The organism is Actinokineospora spheciospongiae (assembly GCF_003182415.1).
In the GTDB taxonomy this organism is placed as follows: Bacteria; Actinomycetota; Actinomycetes; order Mycobacteriales; family Pseudonocardiaceae; genus Actinokineospora; species Actinokineospora spheciospongiae.
In genome coordinates, this window is record NZ_QHCP01000006.1 from 351,896 (window position 1) to 367,646 (window position 15,751).

The window sequence follows — 15,751 nt, forward strand, 5'->3', positions numbered from 1 at the left end:
CGGCCCCCGCGCGAGCCGAACCCGTGCCCCACGGGCACCGGCGGCCCACGCGCGAACTAGCCTGAGGCCCGCCCGCCACCAACCAGGAGCGACCCCGGACCGCGTGCGGAGCGGGGCTCTGGAGGATGACAACGATGACCGGAACGCACCTGCTCTCGATCGGCGTCCTGGGGGCACTGCTGCTCCTCCCGGGTCTGCTCGTGGGCCTGGCGGCGGGCTTGCGCGGGTGGGTGCTGTTCGGTGCCGCCCCGGTGGCCACCTACGGCGTCATCGGCGTCTTCTCGCCCTACTTCCCCGGACTGCTGCCGCGCTGGTCGGTGTGGGCGCTGCTGCTGGGCACGGTGATCGCGGCGGCCCTGCTCCTGGCCGTGCGCTGGGCGGCCCACCGCTGGTACGGCCGGTTCCAGGAGCCGATCGTGATGCCCTCGGTGTGGCGCTGGCAGCACCACGTGGCCGTGGCCGCGGCGGTGGCCGTGGCCGCGGGCGTCGGCCTGCTGGTCACCTACCGGGCCACCGGCGCGTTCACCGGAATCCACCAGTTCTGGGACGCGATGTTCCACGTCAACGCCACCCGCTTCATCGCCGACTCCGGGCAGTCGGCACCGGGCGCGCTGCGGGTCATCAACGCACCGGACAACCCGGACTTCTACTACCCGAACGCCTACCACGTGCTCCAGGCGACCGTGGTCCAGATCACCGGCCAGCCCATCCCGGACACGCTGAACATCGGCGGCGGCGCCTTCGCGGCCACCCTGTCGCTCGGGATGGCCGCCCTGGTGCGGGTGACCAGCGGGCGGCCCGCCCTGGCCACGACGACGGCGCTGGTCTCCTGCGCGGTGTCCTCCTTCCCCGCCGGGCTCCAGTTCTTCGGTCCGCTGTGGCCGTTCGCCGCGGGCATCACGGTCATCCCGTCGTTCCTGGCGCTGTTCACCGTCGCCGTCCGCAGCCGCGCGCTGAGCGCGCTGGTGCTGACCGCGCTCGGCACGATCGGGTTGGCCGCCCTGCACCCGAGCGCCGCCATCGCCGCCGCCGTCTACGGCGTCGGCTTCCTGCTGTTCCGCTGGGTCGCGGCGCGCAAGGTGCCGCTGCGCGAACTCGGCGCGCTGGCCATCACCGGTGCCGTCGCCGCGGTCTACGTGCTGCCGCAGTTGGTCGCCGCCGCCCGGTCGGCGGGCAACGCCACGGTGTCCTGGCCGACCGTCGCCGCCCCCGGACCGGCCTTCGGCGGCGTGTTCTTCCTGAACTTCGACGTGCCGTACCCGCAGTGGTGGCTGGTGCTGCCGATGCTGGTCGGCCTGTTCTCGGTCAAGAAGCTGGTCGGGTTGCGCTGGATGCTGTTCGGCGGCGCGTTCTTCACCCTGCTGTTCGTGGTCGCGGCCAGCTACAAGGGCTTCCTCGTCCGGCTGCTGACCGACCCGTGGTGGAACGACGTGTGGCGCTTCGCCGGGCTCGTCGCGCTCGCCCAGGTCGTCCTGATCGGCTCCGGGCTGGTCGTCATCCGCGACGCCGCCCTGCGCGGGCTGTCCGGGTTCCGCGCCGGGCTCGCCGACGCGCGCGGTGTGCGGGTCGGCGCGCTGGCCGTCGTCGTGCTGCTGCTGGTCGTGCTCACCCAGGGGTTCTACCGCGACCTCAACCGCAAGGTCATCAACGCCGCCTACGGCAACGGGCCCACGGTCAGCGAGCTGGAGCGCGCGGCCATGGACGAGCTGCGGACCGAGGTCCCACCGGGCGAGCTGGTGATGAACGACCCGCTCGACGGCTCGCCGTGGATGTGGGCCCTCGACGGCGTCCGACCGGTGTTCGGCCACGCGCTCGACCCGGCGGCCGACTTCAAGGTCATCGGGCCGGACCGGGTCGCGCTGTTCGACCACTTCGACGAACTCGACACCGACGAGGGCATCCAGGACATCGTCCGGCGCCAGCGCATCACCCACGTCTACATCGGCGAGGGCTTCGCCACCCCGACCAGCAAGCGCGCCCCCGGGATGGACGACCTGGCCTCGGTCCGGTCGCTGGAACTGGTCTTCTCGAACCCGGGCGCGCGGATCTACCGGGTGGTGCTGCCCGACGGGACCACCCCCGGGTGATCGACAGTCACGCCACCCCCGGGTGGGTGAAGGCTCGCGGGTAGCATCACCGTGCCCAGGCTCCCGAGTTGAGCGCCCGACCGACCCCTCGAGAGACGTGACCGAAAAGCCTGAGATCCACACGCATAGCCAGACGTTCGACGTCCTCGACGAGAGCGGCGTCGGGCTCACTGGCGGTGAGAGCCTGCTCGACGAGCGCGAGCGGGCCCTCGTGGTCGGCGCGGCGAACTTCCACGCGCTGACCAGGCCGGGCCAGACCATCCGGTTCACGGTGCTGCGCGGACCGCAGGGCAGCCTGCCGTCGCTGACCGACCGCGAGACCGGGGCGATCGAGTGGGAGGACGACCGCGAGGTCGTCGGCTCGGTCGTCTTCCGCAGCCTCGTGCACACCACGGTCGCCGCCGTCGACGCCGACGGCCTGGTCGACCTGGTCGTCGACGTGGGCGGCTCGGAGCAGACCGCCTCGGCCTACCACCAGCTCCCCGGCCTCGCGGGCGCGCTGCGCCGGGCCGTGCGGTTCACCGTCCCGGTCCAGTTCGACGCGCTGCGCCAGTACCGCACCGACCTGGTCGAGAAGCGGTACCGCGCGCGCGACGTGCCCCGCAAGGCCGGGGTGCGGATCGCCCGCGGCGCCTCCGCCACCGACCAGGGCCGGACCCCGGCGGTGCTGTTCGGCATCCACTGGCTCGAACTCGGCGGCGCCGAGCGCTGGGCGGTGGAGACGGTGCAGCTCGCCAAGGACGCGGGCCTGACCCCGGTCATCATCACCGACCGCCCCTCGGGCCACCCGTGGATCACCCGGCCGGAGTTCGACGGCGCCGTGGTGGTCCCGCTGACCCTCCCGCTGACGCCGGACCACGAGTCCATGCTGCTCAACGGCATCATGGCCAACTACGACGTGCGCGGCGTGCACGTGCACCACTGCACCTGGCTCTACGAGCGGCTGCCCTGGCTCAAGGCCATCCGCCCGGACATCCCGGTGGTGGACTCGCTGCACATCCTGGAGTGGCGCACCGGCGGCTTCGTCGACATCTCGGTCCGGGTGTCCAACGTCGTCGACCGCCACCACGTCATCTCCCCGCAGCTACGCGACTACCTCATCGGCAAGCAGGGCATCCCGGCCGAGAAGGTGGCCCTGGCCACGCTGGCGAACCTGACCGCCGCGGCCGACCAGCCCGCCAAGGCCGTGGCCGCGGACAAGCCGTTCACCGTGGCGTTCGTCGGCCGGTTCACCCAGCAGAAGCGCCCGTACCTGTTCCTCAAGCTCGCCGCCGAGCTGAAGGACTCCGCCCCCGGGCCCGTCCGCTTCGTCATGCACGGCGACGGCGAGCTGTCCGGCGAGGTCCACGGCCTGCGCGGGCGCCTGGGCCTGTCCGAGGCGCTGGAGCTGCGCGGTCCGGACCGCGACGTCTCCGACACCCTGGCCGAGGCCGACGTGCTGGTCATCTCCTCCGACAACGAGGGGTTGACGCTGACCTCGTTCGAGGCGTCCGCGGCGGGCATCCCGGTGGTCTCCACCGACGTCGGCTCGCAGGCCTCGCTCATCGCCGACGGCCTGCTCTGCCCGCGCCACCCCTACCCGTTCATTCGCACGGCCGCCGCCCGGATCGGCACCATGATGGACTCGCCCGAGCAGCGGGAGCGCTGGCTGGTCGAGCAGCGGAGGAAGTCCGCCGCGTTCGCCGCCCTGCCCGACGCCCGGTCCTGGGTCCGCGACCTGTACCGAGGATGGAATTCGTGAACACCGCCGTCGCCGCCGTGATCGTCACCTACAACCGCAAGGCGAAGCTGCCGAAGGTCCTCGACCACGTGCTCGGCCAGTCCGCGCGGCCGCAGTGGGTGGTCGTGGTGGACAACGCCTCCACCGACGGCACCGCCGAGGTCGTGGCCGACTACGCCGCGCGCGACGACCGCGTGGTGGTGGTCTCCCTGGACGAGAACACCGGCGGCGCGGGCGGCTTCGCCACCGGCATGGCCCGCGGCTACGAACTGGGCGCCGACTTCGTCTGGATCATGGACGACGACTGCTACCCGGACGAGCACGCGCTGGAGGAGCTGGTCAACGGCCACGCCAAGGCCGAGTCCACCCTGGGCACCCAGGTCCCGTACGCCTGCTCGCTGGTCAAGTTCATCGACGGCAGCATCTGCGAGATGAACAACCCCGGCACCACCTGGGACTGGGGCAGGCTCATCTCCAAGGGCCAGCAGACGGTCATGGTCACCCACTGCTCGTTCGTCTCGGTGCTGTTCCCGCGCTGGGTCCTCACCAAGCACGGCCTGCCGCTGCGCGAGTACTTCATCTGGTTCGACGACCAGGAGTACACGCTGCGCATCACCAAGGACGCCCCCGGCGTGCAGGTCCTCACCAGCGTCGCCGTGCACGACATGGGCGTCAACCGGGGCGTGAACTTCGGCGACGTCACCGCGGCCAACATCTGGAAGTTCGAGTACGGCGCCCGCAACGAGGCGTCCTACCGGCTGCACCGGGAGAACCCGGTGGCGTTCGGCAAGTTCGTGCTGCGGCTGTTCCAGGGCCTGCGCGGCGGCCGCGTGGCGTGGCCGCTGCGCGTGCGGCTGTTCAAGAAGGTCGTCGAGGGCGTCCGCTTCAACCCCCAGCCGGAGTTCCCCCGCTCCGTGCTGTGAGCCCCGCTGCGCGTCCCTGAGCCGTCCGGAGTCCCTCCGGGCGGCTCAGTGCGTTCCGGGGCCGTACGGGCGTGCTGGGCACGCGGAAAGGGCCCGCTCCCCGAGGGGAACGGGCCCTTTCACGAATGATCTACGAGGTCGTGAGACCCGTCAGATCAGAGGCCGCGGACGCCGGTGGCCTGCGGGCCCTTCTGGCCCTGGCCGATCTCGAACTCCACGCGCTGGTTCTCGTCCAGGCTCTTGAAGCCGTTGCCCTGGATCTCCGAGTAGTGCACGAAGACATCCGCGCCGCCGCCGTCGGGCTGGATGAAGCCGAAGCCCTTCTCGGAGTTGAACCACTTGACTGTGCCCTGTGCCACGTCTATCTCCTCAACAGGTACCGCTGGGACTTGGGCGGGTGCCCAAGTCCTTGGTCGGTTTCAGACGGCGACTTCTCCGGCTTGACCTGGAGGAAAACCGCGCGCCCGCAACGATCTCTTGCGAGCGTGATCTAACACGTACTCAAGAAAAGTTACGACCGCTGACAGTCAACCACACTCCACCGGGGGACCGCACGTGTGAGGTCCCACGAAGGTCGGGGGTTGCGGCGTTCCCGCCACTGGGAGACGCTTTCACAGTGAGCGAGCTCGCCAGTGAGAATGCCAAGTCCATCGAACTCGACCTCGACGACGCGGGAGTCTCCGTCGACCTGCCCCGTCCGGCCCACGCGGGAGACCAGGTCCAGGGCGTGCCCTACCGCCCCGTCGAGTTCCGGGACGACGACCTCCCCAGCGCCATGGAGCGCGCGGCGGACTGGTTGCGGCGCACGCAGCAGTGGCTCGGCGAACCGGTGGACGTCATCGCCATCCACCTGGACTACGACGACGGCGAAGGCAAGCCGTACTACGACGTGAAGCTGCTGTGCAACGAGGAAGACCTCGCGGGCGCCCCCATCGCCATGCGCGAACAGGCCTCCAGGTCCGTGAGCGGATAGTGGCCGAGTTCGTCTACCCCCCGGTCGTCCTGGCCGCGAAAACCCTCTTCCGGGTGATGGACTACCGCATCGACGTCCAGGGCACGGAGCACATCCCGGCCACGGGCGGCGCGGTGATCGCCTGCAACCACGTCAGCTACCTGGACTTCATCTTCTGCGGCTTCGGAGCCCAACCGGCCAAGCGCCTGGTCCGCTTCATGGCCAAGGAGGCCATCTTCCGCAACGCCGTCGCCGGACCGCTGATGCGTGGGATGCACCACATCTCGGTCGACCGCTCCGCGGGCCAGGCCTCGTACCAGGAGGCCCTGGCCAAGCTCAAGGCGGGCGAGGTCGTCGGGGTGTTCCCCGAGGCCACGATCAGCCGCTCGTTCACCGTCAAGGAGCTCAAGTCCGGCTCCGCCCGCCTGGCCGCCGAGGCGGGCGTCCCGCTGATCCCGATGGCGCTGTGGGGCACCCAGCGCCTCTGGACCAAGGGCCGCCCCCGCGACATGGGCCAGCGCCACGTGCCCATCTCCATCCTCACCGGCGCCCCCATCGAGGTCCTCCCGGACGCCGACCTGGACGCGGTCACCGCCGACCTCCGGGTCAAGATGACGGCACTGGTCGACCGGCTGCAGAAGGACTACCCGGATCAGGAACCGGGCGCCTGGTGGCTGCCCGCCCACCTCGGCGGCACCGCCCCCACCCTGGAGGAAGCAGCCGAACTGGAAGCCCGCAAGCCCGAGTGACACCCTGTGGACACCTCCCCGGAGTTGTCCACAGGAAGATCCACTTCGAGGTCCGACGGCCCCTGAACTGGTAAAATGGACTTGGGGGCTCCCCCTTGGGACGGGTGGGCCTTGTCGCTGTCGAGGTGGGCGCTGTCGAGGTGGGCGCTGTCGAGGTGGGCGCTGTCGAGGTGGGCGCTGTCGAGGTGGGCGCTGTCGAGGTGGGCGCTGTCGAGGTGGGCGCTGTCGAGGTGGGCGCTGTCGAGGTGGGCGCTGTCGAGGTGGGCGCTGTCGAGGTGGGCGCTGTGGGGCTCGGTGCTCGCTCGCTGCGGCGTGCGGGGGCGGTGTTGAACCGTGGGCTGTCGGTTGTCGGGGGTTTGGTGGTGGTGCCCGGCTGGGTGGATTCGCTTGGGTGGGGCCCCTATGGCGATCATGTGCTCCAGCGTGACCGGGTGGGGCTGAAAAGATGCCCCACCGCCCGGAGAGGCTGTCACATGATCGCCACCCCCACCCAAGCGAATCCACCCACCCGGGCGTTTGCGTAGCCGGGTCGGCGGTTGGCGGGGTGGCTGGTGGCTGCGCCGGGGCGTTCGAGGTGGCTGGCGGGCGGGCCATCGGGTTTCGGGGTGGTGGCTTCGGTTGGCGGGCGGGTGTGCGGCTCGTTGTGAAGTGTGGCCTGCGGCGCTTGTTGCTTCGAGTGGCGGCTGAGCTGTCAGTACTCTCCGCTTGCCCCGCGTCATCGCGCCTTGCGGCGCTGTCGCCGCGTCAGGCTCGTGCGGTCTCGTACGGGCACAGGGCCCCGTCCTGCGCCTGCCTGGCCCTGCCGTGCCGCCGTGCTGGCTACGCCGCCTGCCCTGCCGTGCGCCGAGCCGGCGGCGCCTGCTGCCGCCCGGCCATCGTGCCGCCGTGCGCCCTGCTGGTTACGCCGCCCGCCCTGCCGTGCGCCGAGCCGGGGGCGCCTGCCGTCGCCCGGCCGTCGTGCCACCGCCCCTGCCGTGCGGCGCCGCCCGCCCGCCGGGCGGCTGTGCCCACCGTGCGGCTGTGCCCGCCGGGTCGGCCGCGCCCGCCGTGCGGTCGCGCGGCTGGGGCCGGCGGGTCAGAACCAGCGTTCCAGGACCTCCGCCACGCCGTCGTCGGCGTTCGAGCCCGCCACCTCGTCCGCTGCCGCCTTGACGTCGTCGTGGGCGTTGGACATGGCTACGCCCAGGCCTGCCCAGCGCAGCATGTCGATGTCGTTCGGCATGTCGCCGAAGGCCACCACCCGGTCGGGTTCCACGCCTGCGAGGGCCGCGACCTCGGCCAGGCCGCTGGCCTTCGTCACCCCGGGGGCGGCGATTTCGATCAGGCCTCGATTTGTGGAGTAGGTCACATCCACTGCGTCGCCCAGGAGTTCCACGGCGGCCAGGGCCATTTCCGCGCTGGTCATGCCCTGGTGGCGGACCAGCAGCTTCGTGGCCGGGTGGCCCAGGACCTCGGCCCGGGGCTTGGTGTTGTTCTCCACGTCGCCCCACGGGTTGGAGTAGCCCGCTTCGGTGGCGAACGCCTCGCGGCCGGGGATCTGGCCGGAGACCGCTCGTTCGGTGGCCACCTGGATACCGGGCAGCACCTTCTCCAGCGCGTGCGTGACGTCGGTCAGCAGGAGCGGGTCCAGGCCGTGGCTGGTGACGATCTCGCCGGTGCCGATGTCGTAGACGATCGCGCCGTTGGCGCAGACCGCGTAACCGTCGAGGCCCGCCGCCTCGGCCACCGGGGGAATCCAGCGCGGGGGGCGGCCGCTGACCAGGACGAACGGCGCCCCGGCCGCTCGGACGCGGGTGATGGCCGACAGGGTGCGCACCGTGAGCTGCTCGTAGGGGTCGAGCAGGGTGCCGTCGATGTCGGAGGCGACGAGTCGGGGGGTGTCCACGGAAACCATCCTGCAACACCGGTGGGGCAGACCGGGGTGGGCTTGGTTACCTGCGCACCAAACCCCCGTACCTACCGGTACGTTCGTTCGGTGCGCGTAGGCATCGTGATCCTTCCCGAGCATCGTTGGTGGGCCGCGGAACCCCGGTGGCGGGGGGCGGACGAGTACGGCTTCGACCACGCCTGGACCTACGACCACCTGGGGTGGCGGACCCTGGTCGACGGACCGTGGTTCGACGCCGTGCCCACGCTGACCGCGGCGGCCATGGTGACCTCGACCATCCGGCTCGGCACGCTGGTCGCCGCCCCGCACTTCCGGCACCCGGTGCCCTTCGCCCGGCAGGTGCTGGCCCTCGACGACATCTCCGACGGGCGGTTCATGCTGGGCCTCGGGTCCGGGGCCAGCGGCGCGGGCGGGTACGACCGGGCGGTCCTGGGGGAGCCGGATACGATCACCCCCCGGCAGGTCAGCGACCGGTTCGCCGAGTTCGTGGAGCTGACCGACAAGCTGTTGACCCAGCCGCGCACCACCTACTCCGGCGAGTGGTTCTCCGCCGCCGAGGCCCGCAGCGCCCCCGGGTGCGTGCAGCGGCCCCGGGTGCCGTTCCTGGTGGCGGCGAACGGCCCGCGGGCGATGGCGACCGCCGCGCGGTTCGGGCAGGGCTGGGTGACCACCGGCAAGCCCGACGCGGACGACGTCGAGCAGTGGTGGAAGGGCGTCACCGAGTGCGCCGAGCGGTTCGACGAGGTGTTGGCCGCGCACGGCCGCGACCGCTCGACCGTCGACCGGTACGTCAGCGTCGATGCGTCCCCGCTGTTCTCGCTGAGCAGCGTCGAGGCGTTCCACGAGCACGTGGGGCGGGCCGCGGCGGCCGGGTTCACCGACGTGGTGACGCACTGGCCGCGGCCGGACGGGCCGTACGCCGGGCGGGAGACCACCCTGGAGCAGGTGGCCGCGGACGTGCTGCCGGTGCTGGGCGGCCGGGCGAGCGCGCTGCCCGACGCGGGTGGGTCGGACTCCCTCGGCGCCTGCGACGAGCGCCGGTCGCAGGGGTGAGCGGGGCGGTGACCGGGGTGGCCGGGGCGGGGACACCGCGCCGTCGGGCACAGCGCGTCACGCGGGTAGCCTGAGCCCCCGTGAGCCCGGTGGCAGACCCCAAAGACAACTTCGACGGATACGACCTGATCGTGGTCGGGGCCGGTTTCTTCGGCCTGACGATCGCCGAGCGGTCGGCCTCGCAGCTCGGCAAGCGCGTGCTGGTGCTCGACCGCCGGTCGCACATCGGCGGCAACGCCTACTCCGAGCCCGAGCCGGAGACCGGCATCGAGGTGCACCGCTACGGCGCGCACCTGTTCCACACCTCCAACAAGCGGGTGTGGGACTACGTGAACCAGTTCACCGAGTTCACCGGCTACCAGCACCGCGTGTTCGCGCGGGTGCGGGACCAGGTCTACTCGTTCCCGATGAACCTGGCCCTGATCAACAGCTTCTTCGGCAGGTCGCACAGCCCGGACGAGGCGCGCGAGCTGATCGCCAAGCAGGCGGCGGAGTTCGACACCGACAAGGCGCGCAACCTCGAGGAGAAGGCGATCTCGCTGATCGGGCGCCCGCTCTACGAGGCGTTCATCCGCGGCTACACCGCCAAGCAGTGGCAGACCGACCCCAAGGAACTGGGCACGTCGGTCATCAACCGCCTGCCGGTCCGCTACACCTTCGACAACCGGTACTTCAACGACACCTACGAGGGCCTGCCGGTCGACGGCTACACCGCGTGGCTGGAGAAGATGGCCGCGCACGAGCTGATCGAGGTCCGGCTCGACACCGACTACTTCGACGTGCGCGGGTCGATCCCGGCGGGCACCCCGACCGTCTACACCGGACCGGTCGACCGCTACTTCGACTACGCCGCGGGGGAACTGGGCTGGCGCACCCTGGACTTCGAGACCGAGGTCCTCCCGGTCGGCGACTTCCAGGGAACCCCCGTCATGAACTACAACGACGAGGACGTCCCCTACACCCGCATCCACGAGTTCCGGCACTTCCACCCGGAGCGCACGAACTACCCGGCGGACAAGACGGTCATCGTCCGGGAGTACTCCCGCTTCGCGGAGTCCGGCGACGAGCCGTACTACCCGATCAACACCCCCGACGACCGCGAGAAGCTGGCGAGGTACCGCGAGCTGGCCAAGGCGGAGGCGGCGTCGAAGAACATCGTCTTCGGCGGGCGGCTGGGCACCTACCAGTACCTCGACATGCACATGGCGATCGGTTCGGCGCTGTCGGTGTTCGACAACAAGATCGCCCCCCACCTGACCGACGGGGCGCCGCTCGACGGCTCCCTCGACGGCTGAGCACACCGAGGCGGCCCGCCCCCGGCCGGGGCGGGCCGTCACCCGGAAGGACACGCATGGACCGCAACGCCGGCTCGGCCGAGACCGCCGCGCTGAGCCAGGTGCAGGGCACCATCGGACACCCGGCCGTGGTCAAGGCCGCCCGGGGGTTGTCGCTGTTCGGCGAGCACAGCGCGGGCTGGTTCGGCCTCGGCCTGCTCGGTGCGGCGCTGGACCGGCGCAGGCGCCGGGACTGGCTGCTCGCCTCCGCCGGGGTCGTCGCCGCGCACGGGGCGTCGATCGCGGTCAAGCGCGTGGTGCGGCGCCCCCGCCCGGACGACCCGTCGGTGCGGGTCCTGGTCGGCACGCCGAGCAAGCTGAGCTTCCCGTCCTCGCACGCCACCTCCACCACGGCCGCCGCGGTGCTGTTCTCCGGGCTGACCGGGCGGAAGCTGGTGCCGCTGCTGGTGCCGCCGATGCTGCTCTCGCGCCTGGTCCTGGGCGTGCACTACCCGACCGACGTGCTCGCGGGCTCCGCCCTCGGCGGTCTCCTCGGCGCACTGCTCCGACGCAGGCTGGAGCGGAAATGACCAGTTCGGCGAAGGTGACCCCCGAGCAGGAGGACGCCCGGCCCGCCAAGGCGGGCGGCACGCTGCGCGGCCTGGTCCGCACCGCGCGACCGCGGCAGTGGGTCAAGAACGTGCTCGTGCTCGCCGCCCCGTTCGCGGGCGGGCGGGTGTTCGAGGGCCGGGTGCTGCTGGACGCGGGCATCGCGTTCGTGGCGTTCTGCCTGGTCTCCTCGGCGGTGTACCTGGTCAACGACGCCATCGACGTCGAGGCCGACCGGGCGCACCCCACCAAGCGCAACCGCCCCATCGCCGCCGGGATCGTGCCGGTGCGGCTGGCGTACGCGGCGTCGGTGGTGCTGTTCCTGGTGTCGCTGGGCGTCGGGCTGCTGGCGGGCTGGGAACTGCTCGTCGTGCTGGCGGTGTACGCGGCCGTGCAACTGGGCTACTGCCTGGGCCTCAAGCACCAGACGGTGATCGACCTGTGCGTGGTCGCCTCCGGTTTCCTGCTCCGCTCGATCGCGGGCGGGGTCGCGGCCGGGATCACCCTGTCGCAGTGGTTCCTGCTGGTCACGGCGTTCGGTTCGCTGTTCATGGTCTCCGGCAAGCGGTACGCCGAGGTGATCCTGTTCGAGAAGACCGGCGCCAAGATCCGCTCCTCGCTGGCCAAGTACTCCGCCAGCTACCTGCGGTTCGTGTGGGCCACCGCCGCCGCCATCATGATCACGACCTACTCGCTGTGGGCCTTCGAGATCCGCACCGAGAGCCCCACCAACTCCATCTGGGCGGTCATCTCGATCGTCCCGTTCGTCGTCGCCGTCCTGCGCTACGCGGTCGACGTGGACGGCGGGCAGGCGGGCGAACCGGAGGACATCGCGCTGAAGGACCGGGTGCTCCAAGTGCTGGGCGTGGCCTGGGTGGCCTGCCTGGCGCTGTCGGTCTACCTCTGACCGCTCAGGCGGGCACTGTGATCCCGGCGTACCGGCGCGGCAGGTACAACCCCCCTGCCGCGCCGTCGCCGTGCGGGTACGGGACCACCCGGTGGGTGGTGCCCACCTCCGCCGACTGCTCGAACCCCCAGTAAGCCACTCGACCGCCACCGGCCCACTCGTGGAACACGATGGCGTGGCCGGGGTGCCCGTCGTCCCCGACGCGGATGAGCGCGTCGCCCGCCAGCAACTCGTCGCGGTCGATCCGGGTGCTGACCGAGGTCAGCCCCGCCGCGTCGAGTCCCCCGCGCAGGTCGGGTGGGACACCGGGCAGTCCCCAGGCCATCGAGACGTAGCCCGAGCAGTCGGTGCGGTAGATCCCGTACTCGTTCTGGTGGAACCTGGTGGAGCTGTGGGGCACCGACGGCCGCAGCCAGCTCTCGGCGCGCTCGATCACCTCACCACGGCTGATGGGTGTCGTCGGCGCGACGCGGGTCATCTGCGGTCTTCCCCTCCCGGTTCCGTTCAGCGGGGAAAGGTTCGCCGGGCGGGCTACAAGTCGCCTATAGGTGGGCGCGAACCTCCGCCAGCCAGGTCCGCGGGTCCCGCCCCGCCAGCTCGGCGGTCTCCCGCGAGCGGCACCCGGCGAACAGCTCGGTGGCCCGGCGCCAGTGCTCGGTGCCGCGGTCGGGGTCGGCGGCGGCGAGGTCGCGCAGGGTCCTGGCCTGCCACAGCGGCAGCCCCAGCCCCTCCCACCTGCCCAGCGCCTCGACCAGCAGCCCGCGCGCCCGCTCCCGCTCGCCCCAGGCCAGGTGGTACTCGCCGAGGGTGCGGGTGGCCAGCGCCACGCCGAAGCGGTCGCCGCGGCGGGTGCTGACGCGCAGGCACTCGTCCAGCGCGTCGGCGACACCGCCCGCGTCGGGGGTGCGCAGGCGCGCCTTGGCCCAGGACTGGCGGGCGTAGGTGGCACCCAGCTCGTCGCCGACGGCCTCCAGGGTGTCGGCGGCCTCCGCGCTCAGGTCGGCCGCCCGGGCGTAGTCGCCGAGGGCGCGGTGGCACAGGCTCAGGCCGCGCAGCGCCAGCGCCTCGCCCCGGCGGTCGTCGAGGTCGCGGTAGAGGCTCGCGCAGCGCCGGAAGCGGTCGGCGGCGGCGTCGAGGTCGCCGTGGTCGCGGCTGAGGCCGCCGAGGCCGTAGTGGGCGGCGGCGACCACGCTCGGGTCGCCGACCCGCTCGCCCAGCAGCACCGCGGTCTCCAGGTCGGCCGTGGCGCCCGCGAAGTCGGCCAGGTCCCGGCCCACGGTGCCGATGCCGACGACGGCCACCGCCAGCGTCGCGTCGTCGCCGACCGCCTCGGCGTGGTCGCGGGCCAGCCGGAAGTGCTCCAGCGCCGCCGGGAAGTCGTCCTTCTCGTGGTGCAGCTGCCCCAGCCCGGTCAGCACGATCGCCTCCGCCCGCCGGTCACCGCTGCCGCGGGCCGCCGACAGCGCCACCTCGTGCGTGCGCTGCCACCCGTCGAACTCGTTGCGCGCGGCGAACGGCGACGACAGCAGCGAGGTGATCAGCAGCGCCGTCACCCCGTCGACGCCCAGCTCGTGCGCCCGCTCCACCGCCCGCACCACGGCCGCGGTCTCCGACCGGAGCCACTCGGTCGGGTTCTCCTCGACCTCCTCGACCAGCCGGGGGTCCACCGGCACCGCCCCGGCCAACCGCGGCCGCAACCCCAGCGTCACCCGGGGCAGCTTTCGCACCCCCGCCTCCACCAGCGCCAACCAGGTGCCCAGCGTCCGCGACACCGCGGCGGCGACCAGCTCGGCGGGTTCGTCGGCGGCGGCGTGCTCGGCGCCGAAGAGCTGCACCAGGTCGTGGAAGCGGTAGCGGACCCGGCCGATGCCGTCCACGCCCGCCACGTCCAGCAGCCGCAGCTCCACGAGCTGCTCCACCACGTCCTCGGCCTCGGGCAGCGGCAGGTCCAGCAGCGGCGCCGCCGCCCACCAGCCGAAGTCGGGCAGGTCGAGCACGCACAGCAGGTGGAACGCCCGCCGCTGCCGCGCGGTCAGCTCGACGTAGTTCAGGGCGAGGCTGGACCGGATCGCCAGGTCGCCCACCGACAGCTCGTCGAGCCTGCGCCGCTCGTCGGAGAGCCGGTCGGCCAGCGACCGCAGCGGCCAGTGCGGGCGGGCCAGCAGCTTCGCCCCGGCCGCCCGGATGGCCAGCGGCACCCCGCCGCACAGGTCGGCGATCCGCTCGGCCGCCGCCCGCTGCGCCGCCACCCGCTCCGCGCCGACGATCTTGCCCAGCAGCTTGGTGGACAGCGCCGTGTCGAAGAACCCCAGCTCCACCGGGGTGGCACCGACCAGCCCGGTCAACCGCCCCCGGCTGGTCACCAGCACCAGGCACCCCGGCTCGCCGGGCAGCAGCGGCCGCACCTGCCCCTCACCGCGCGCGTTGTCGAGCACCACCAGCACCCGCCGCCCGGCGACCGCGCCCCGGAACAGCTCGGCCCGCGACTCCACCGTCGTCGGCAGGTCGGCCCCGGCCACGCCGAACGCCCCGAGGAACCGCCCCAGCACCTCGAAGGCGTCCAGGTCCCGGTCACCCCCGCGCAGGTCGGCCCACAACTGCCCGTCCGGGAAGTGCTCCCGCAACCGGTGCGCGGCGTGCACCGCCAACGCCGACTTGCCCGCCCCACCGGCCCCGGAGATCACCACGACCGGCGACCCGGACCGCTCCACCCCGTGCCGCAGCAGCACCTCGAGGTGCTCGGCCCGCCCGGTGAAGTCACCGACGTCCGGCGGCAGGTTGCGCGGCGCGACCACCGGCGCGGCGGGCGCGGGCAGCGGGGCCACCTCACCACCGAGGATCGCCGCGTGCAGGTCCCGCAACCGCCCACCCGGCTCGATGCCCAGCTCGTCCAGCAGGTGCTTGCGGCCCTCCCGGTAGACGGCCAGCGCGTCGACCTGCCTGCCCCCGTCCACCAGGGCGCGCATCAGCAGCGCCCGCGCCTCCTCGCGCAGCGGGTTCGCCGAGACCAACCGCCGCAACGGCTCCACCAGCTCCCCGGCGCGGCCCAGCGCCAACCCGCAGCGCGCCAGCCCCTCCTCGGCGGCCAACCGCTCCTCGGCCAGGCCCTCCGCGCGCACCCGGGCGAACCGCGCGTCGACCCCGCCGAAGGCGGGCCCCCGCCACAGCGCCAACCCCGCCTCGTACGCGGCGGCCGCCGCCGCGTGCTCACCCGCCCGCTCGGCCCGCCGCGCCAGCGCCAGGTGCCGCTCGAACACCCCGAGGTCGCTGTCGTCGTCGGCGATGTCGAGCAGGTAACCGGGCGCCCGAGTGGACAACGCCCCCGCCCGCCCGGCCGCCGCGAACCCCCGCCGCACCGTCGACACGTACGTGTGCACCAGCGCGGTCGCCGACGACGGCGGCGACTCGTCCCAGACCAGATCGATCAACCGCTCGACGGACACCACCTGCCGCGCCTGCACCACCAGCGCCGCCAGCAACGCCCTCGGCTTCGGACCCCCGGTCCCCACCGGCCCGTCCGGACCGCGCACCTCGACCGGTCCCAGCACCCGCACTCGCACGCGCTCACCACCCCCTCGCCCCTTCTACG

14 protein-coding genes are annotated in these 15,751 nt (G+C 72.5%); 10 read left to right on the forward strand and 4 right to left on the reverse strand.

The window, feature by feature from the left end:
* Positions 1-134: 134 nt before the first annotated feature.
* From DFQ13_RS19090 to DFQ13_RS19100, 3 genes are all read left to right on the forward strand, one after another.
* Positions 135-2,087: a DUF6541 family protein gene (locus DFQ13_RS19090; RefSeq protein WP_110080763.1), complete on the forward strand. Its 1,953-nt coding sequence runs from the start codon at positions 135-137 to the stop codon at positions 2,085-2,087.
* 97 nt (positions 2,088-2,184) lie between these two features.
* Positions 2,185-3,828 carry a glycosyltransferase gene (locus DFQ13_RS19095; protein WP_233427574.1) on the forward strand — a complete coding sequence of 548 codons (1,644 nt, stop codon included), beginning with the start codon at positions 2,185-2,187 and terminating at the stop codon, positions 3,826-3,828.
* Positions 3,825-4,730: a glycosyltransferase gene (locus tag DFQ13_RS19100; RefSeq protein WP_233427575.1), complete on the forward strand. Its 906-nt coding sequence runs from the start codon at positions 3,825-3,827 to the stop codon at positions 4,728-4,730. The genes DFQ13_RS19095 and DFQ13_RS19100 overlap by 4 nt, the downstream gene beginning before the upstream one ends.
* A 155-nt stretch (positions 4,731-4,885) precedes the next feature.
* Here DFQ13_RS19100 and DFQ13_RS19105 read toward each other — a convergent pair whose 3' ends face one another.
* Positions 4,886-5,089 carry a cold-shock protein gene (locus tag DFQ13_RS19105; RefSeq protein WP_035282823.1) on the reverse strand — a complete coding sequence of 68 codons (204 nt, stop codon included), beginning with the start codon at positions 5,087-5,089 and terminating at the stop codon, positions 4,886-4,888.
* Positions 5,090-5,346: 257 nt separating this feature from the next.
* Here DFQ13_RS19105 and DFQ13_RS19110 point away from each other — a divergent pair, with 257 nt between their 5' ends.
* From DFQ13_RS19110 to DFQ13_RS33945, 3 genes are all read left to right on the forward strand, one after another.
* Complete coding sequence (locus tag DFQ13_RS19110; protein ID WP_035282825.1) at positions 5,347-5,703, forward strand: hypothetical protein; 357 nt, start codon at positions 5,347-5,349, stop codon at positions 5,701-5,703.
* Positions 5,703-6,431: a lysophospholipid acyltransferase family protein gene (locus DFQ13_RS19115; RefSeq protein ID WP_110080764.1), complete on the forward strand. Its 729-nt coding sequence runs from the start codon at positions 5,703-5,705 to the stop codon at positions 6,429-6,431. Before DFQ13_RS19110 ends, DFQ13_RS19115 begins: the two co-directional genes overlap by 1 nt.
* A 125-nt stretch (positions 6,432-6,556) precedes the next feature.
* Positions 6,557-6,955, forward strand: coding sequence for a hypothetical protein (locus DFQ13_RS33945; RefSeq protein ID WP_181400044.1), 399 nt, complete (start codon positions 6,557-6,559; stop codon positions 6,953-6,955).
* Between the two features lie 551 nt (positions 6,956-7,506).
* On the opposite strand, the gene DFQ13_RS19125 is transcribed toward DFQ13_RS33945, so the two are convergent.
* Entirely contained in the window at positions 7,507-8,316 is an 810-nt protein-coding gene (locus DFQ13_RS19125) for an HAD family hydrolase (protein ID WP_035282829.1), read from the reverse strand.
* 90 nt (positions 8,317-8,406) lie between these two features.
* On the opposite strand from DFQ13_RS19125, the gene DFQ13_RS19130 reads away from it, so the two are divergent.
* The 4 genes from DFQ13_RS19130 to DFQ13_RS19145 all read left to right on the forward strand — a co-directional run bounded on the left by DFQ13_RS19130 (position 8,407) and on the right by DFQ13_RS19145 (position 12,162).
* On the forward strand, positions 8,407-9,372 hold the full coding sequence (locus DFQ13_RS19130; RefSeq protein ID WP_035282831.1) for an LLM class flavin-dependent oxidoreductase: 966 nt from the start codon (positions 8,407-8,409) through the stop codon (positions 9,370-9,372).
* A gap of 80 nt (positions 9,373-9,452) precedes the next feature.
* On the forward strand, positions 9,453-10,667 hold the full coding sequence (gene glf, locus DFQ13_RS19135) for a UDP-galactopyranose mutase (protein WP_035282833.1): 1,215 nt from the start codon (positions 9,453-9,455) through the stop codon (positions 10,665-10,667).
* 56 nt (positions 10,668-10,723) lie between these two features.
* Positions 10,724-11,236 (forward strand): phosphatase PAP2 family protein, encoded by a 513-nt coding sequence (locus DFQ13_RS19140; protein ID WP_035282835.1) that lies wholly within the window; start codon positions 10,724-10,726, stop codon positions 11,234-11,236.
* Positions 11,233-12,162 (forward strand): decaprenyl-phosphate phosphoribosyltransferase, encoded by a 930-nt coding sequence (locus DFQ13_RS19145; protein ID WP_035282837.1) that lies wholly within the window; start codon positions 11,233-11,235, stop codon positions 12,160-12,162. The genes DFQ13_RS19140 and DFQ13_RS19145 overlap by 4 nt, the downstream gene beginning before the upstream one ends.
* 4 nt (positions 12,163-12,166) lie before the next feature.
* Here the strand turns inward: DFQ13_RS19145 and DFQ13_RS19150 are convergent, their stop codons facing one another.
* Together DFQ13_RS19150 and DFQ13_RS19155 are read right to left on the reverse strand one after the other, a co-directional pair.
* Entirely contained in the window at positions 12,167-12,640 is a 474-nt protein-coding gene (locus tag DFQ13_RS19150; RefSeq protein WP_035282840.1) for an NlpC/P60 family protein, read from the reverse strand.
* A gap of 64 nt (positions 12,641-12,704) precedes the next feature.
* Entirely contained in the window at positions 12,705-15,722 is a 3,018-nt protein-coding gene (locus DFQ13_RS19155) for an AfsR/SARP family transcriptional regulator (protein ID WP_110080766.1), read from the reverse strand.
* Between the last annotated feature and the right edge of the window lie 29 nt (positions 15,723-15,751).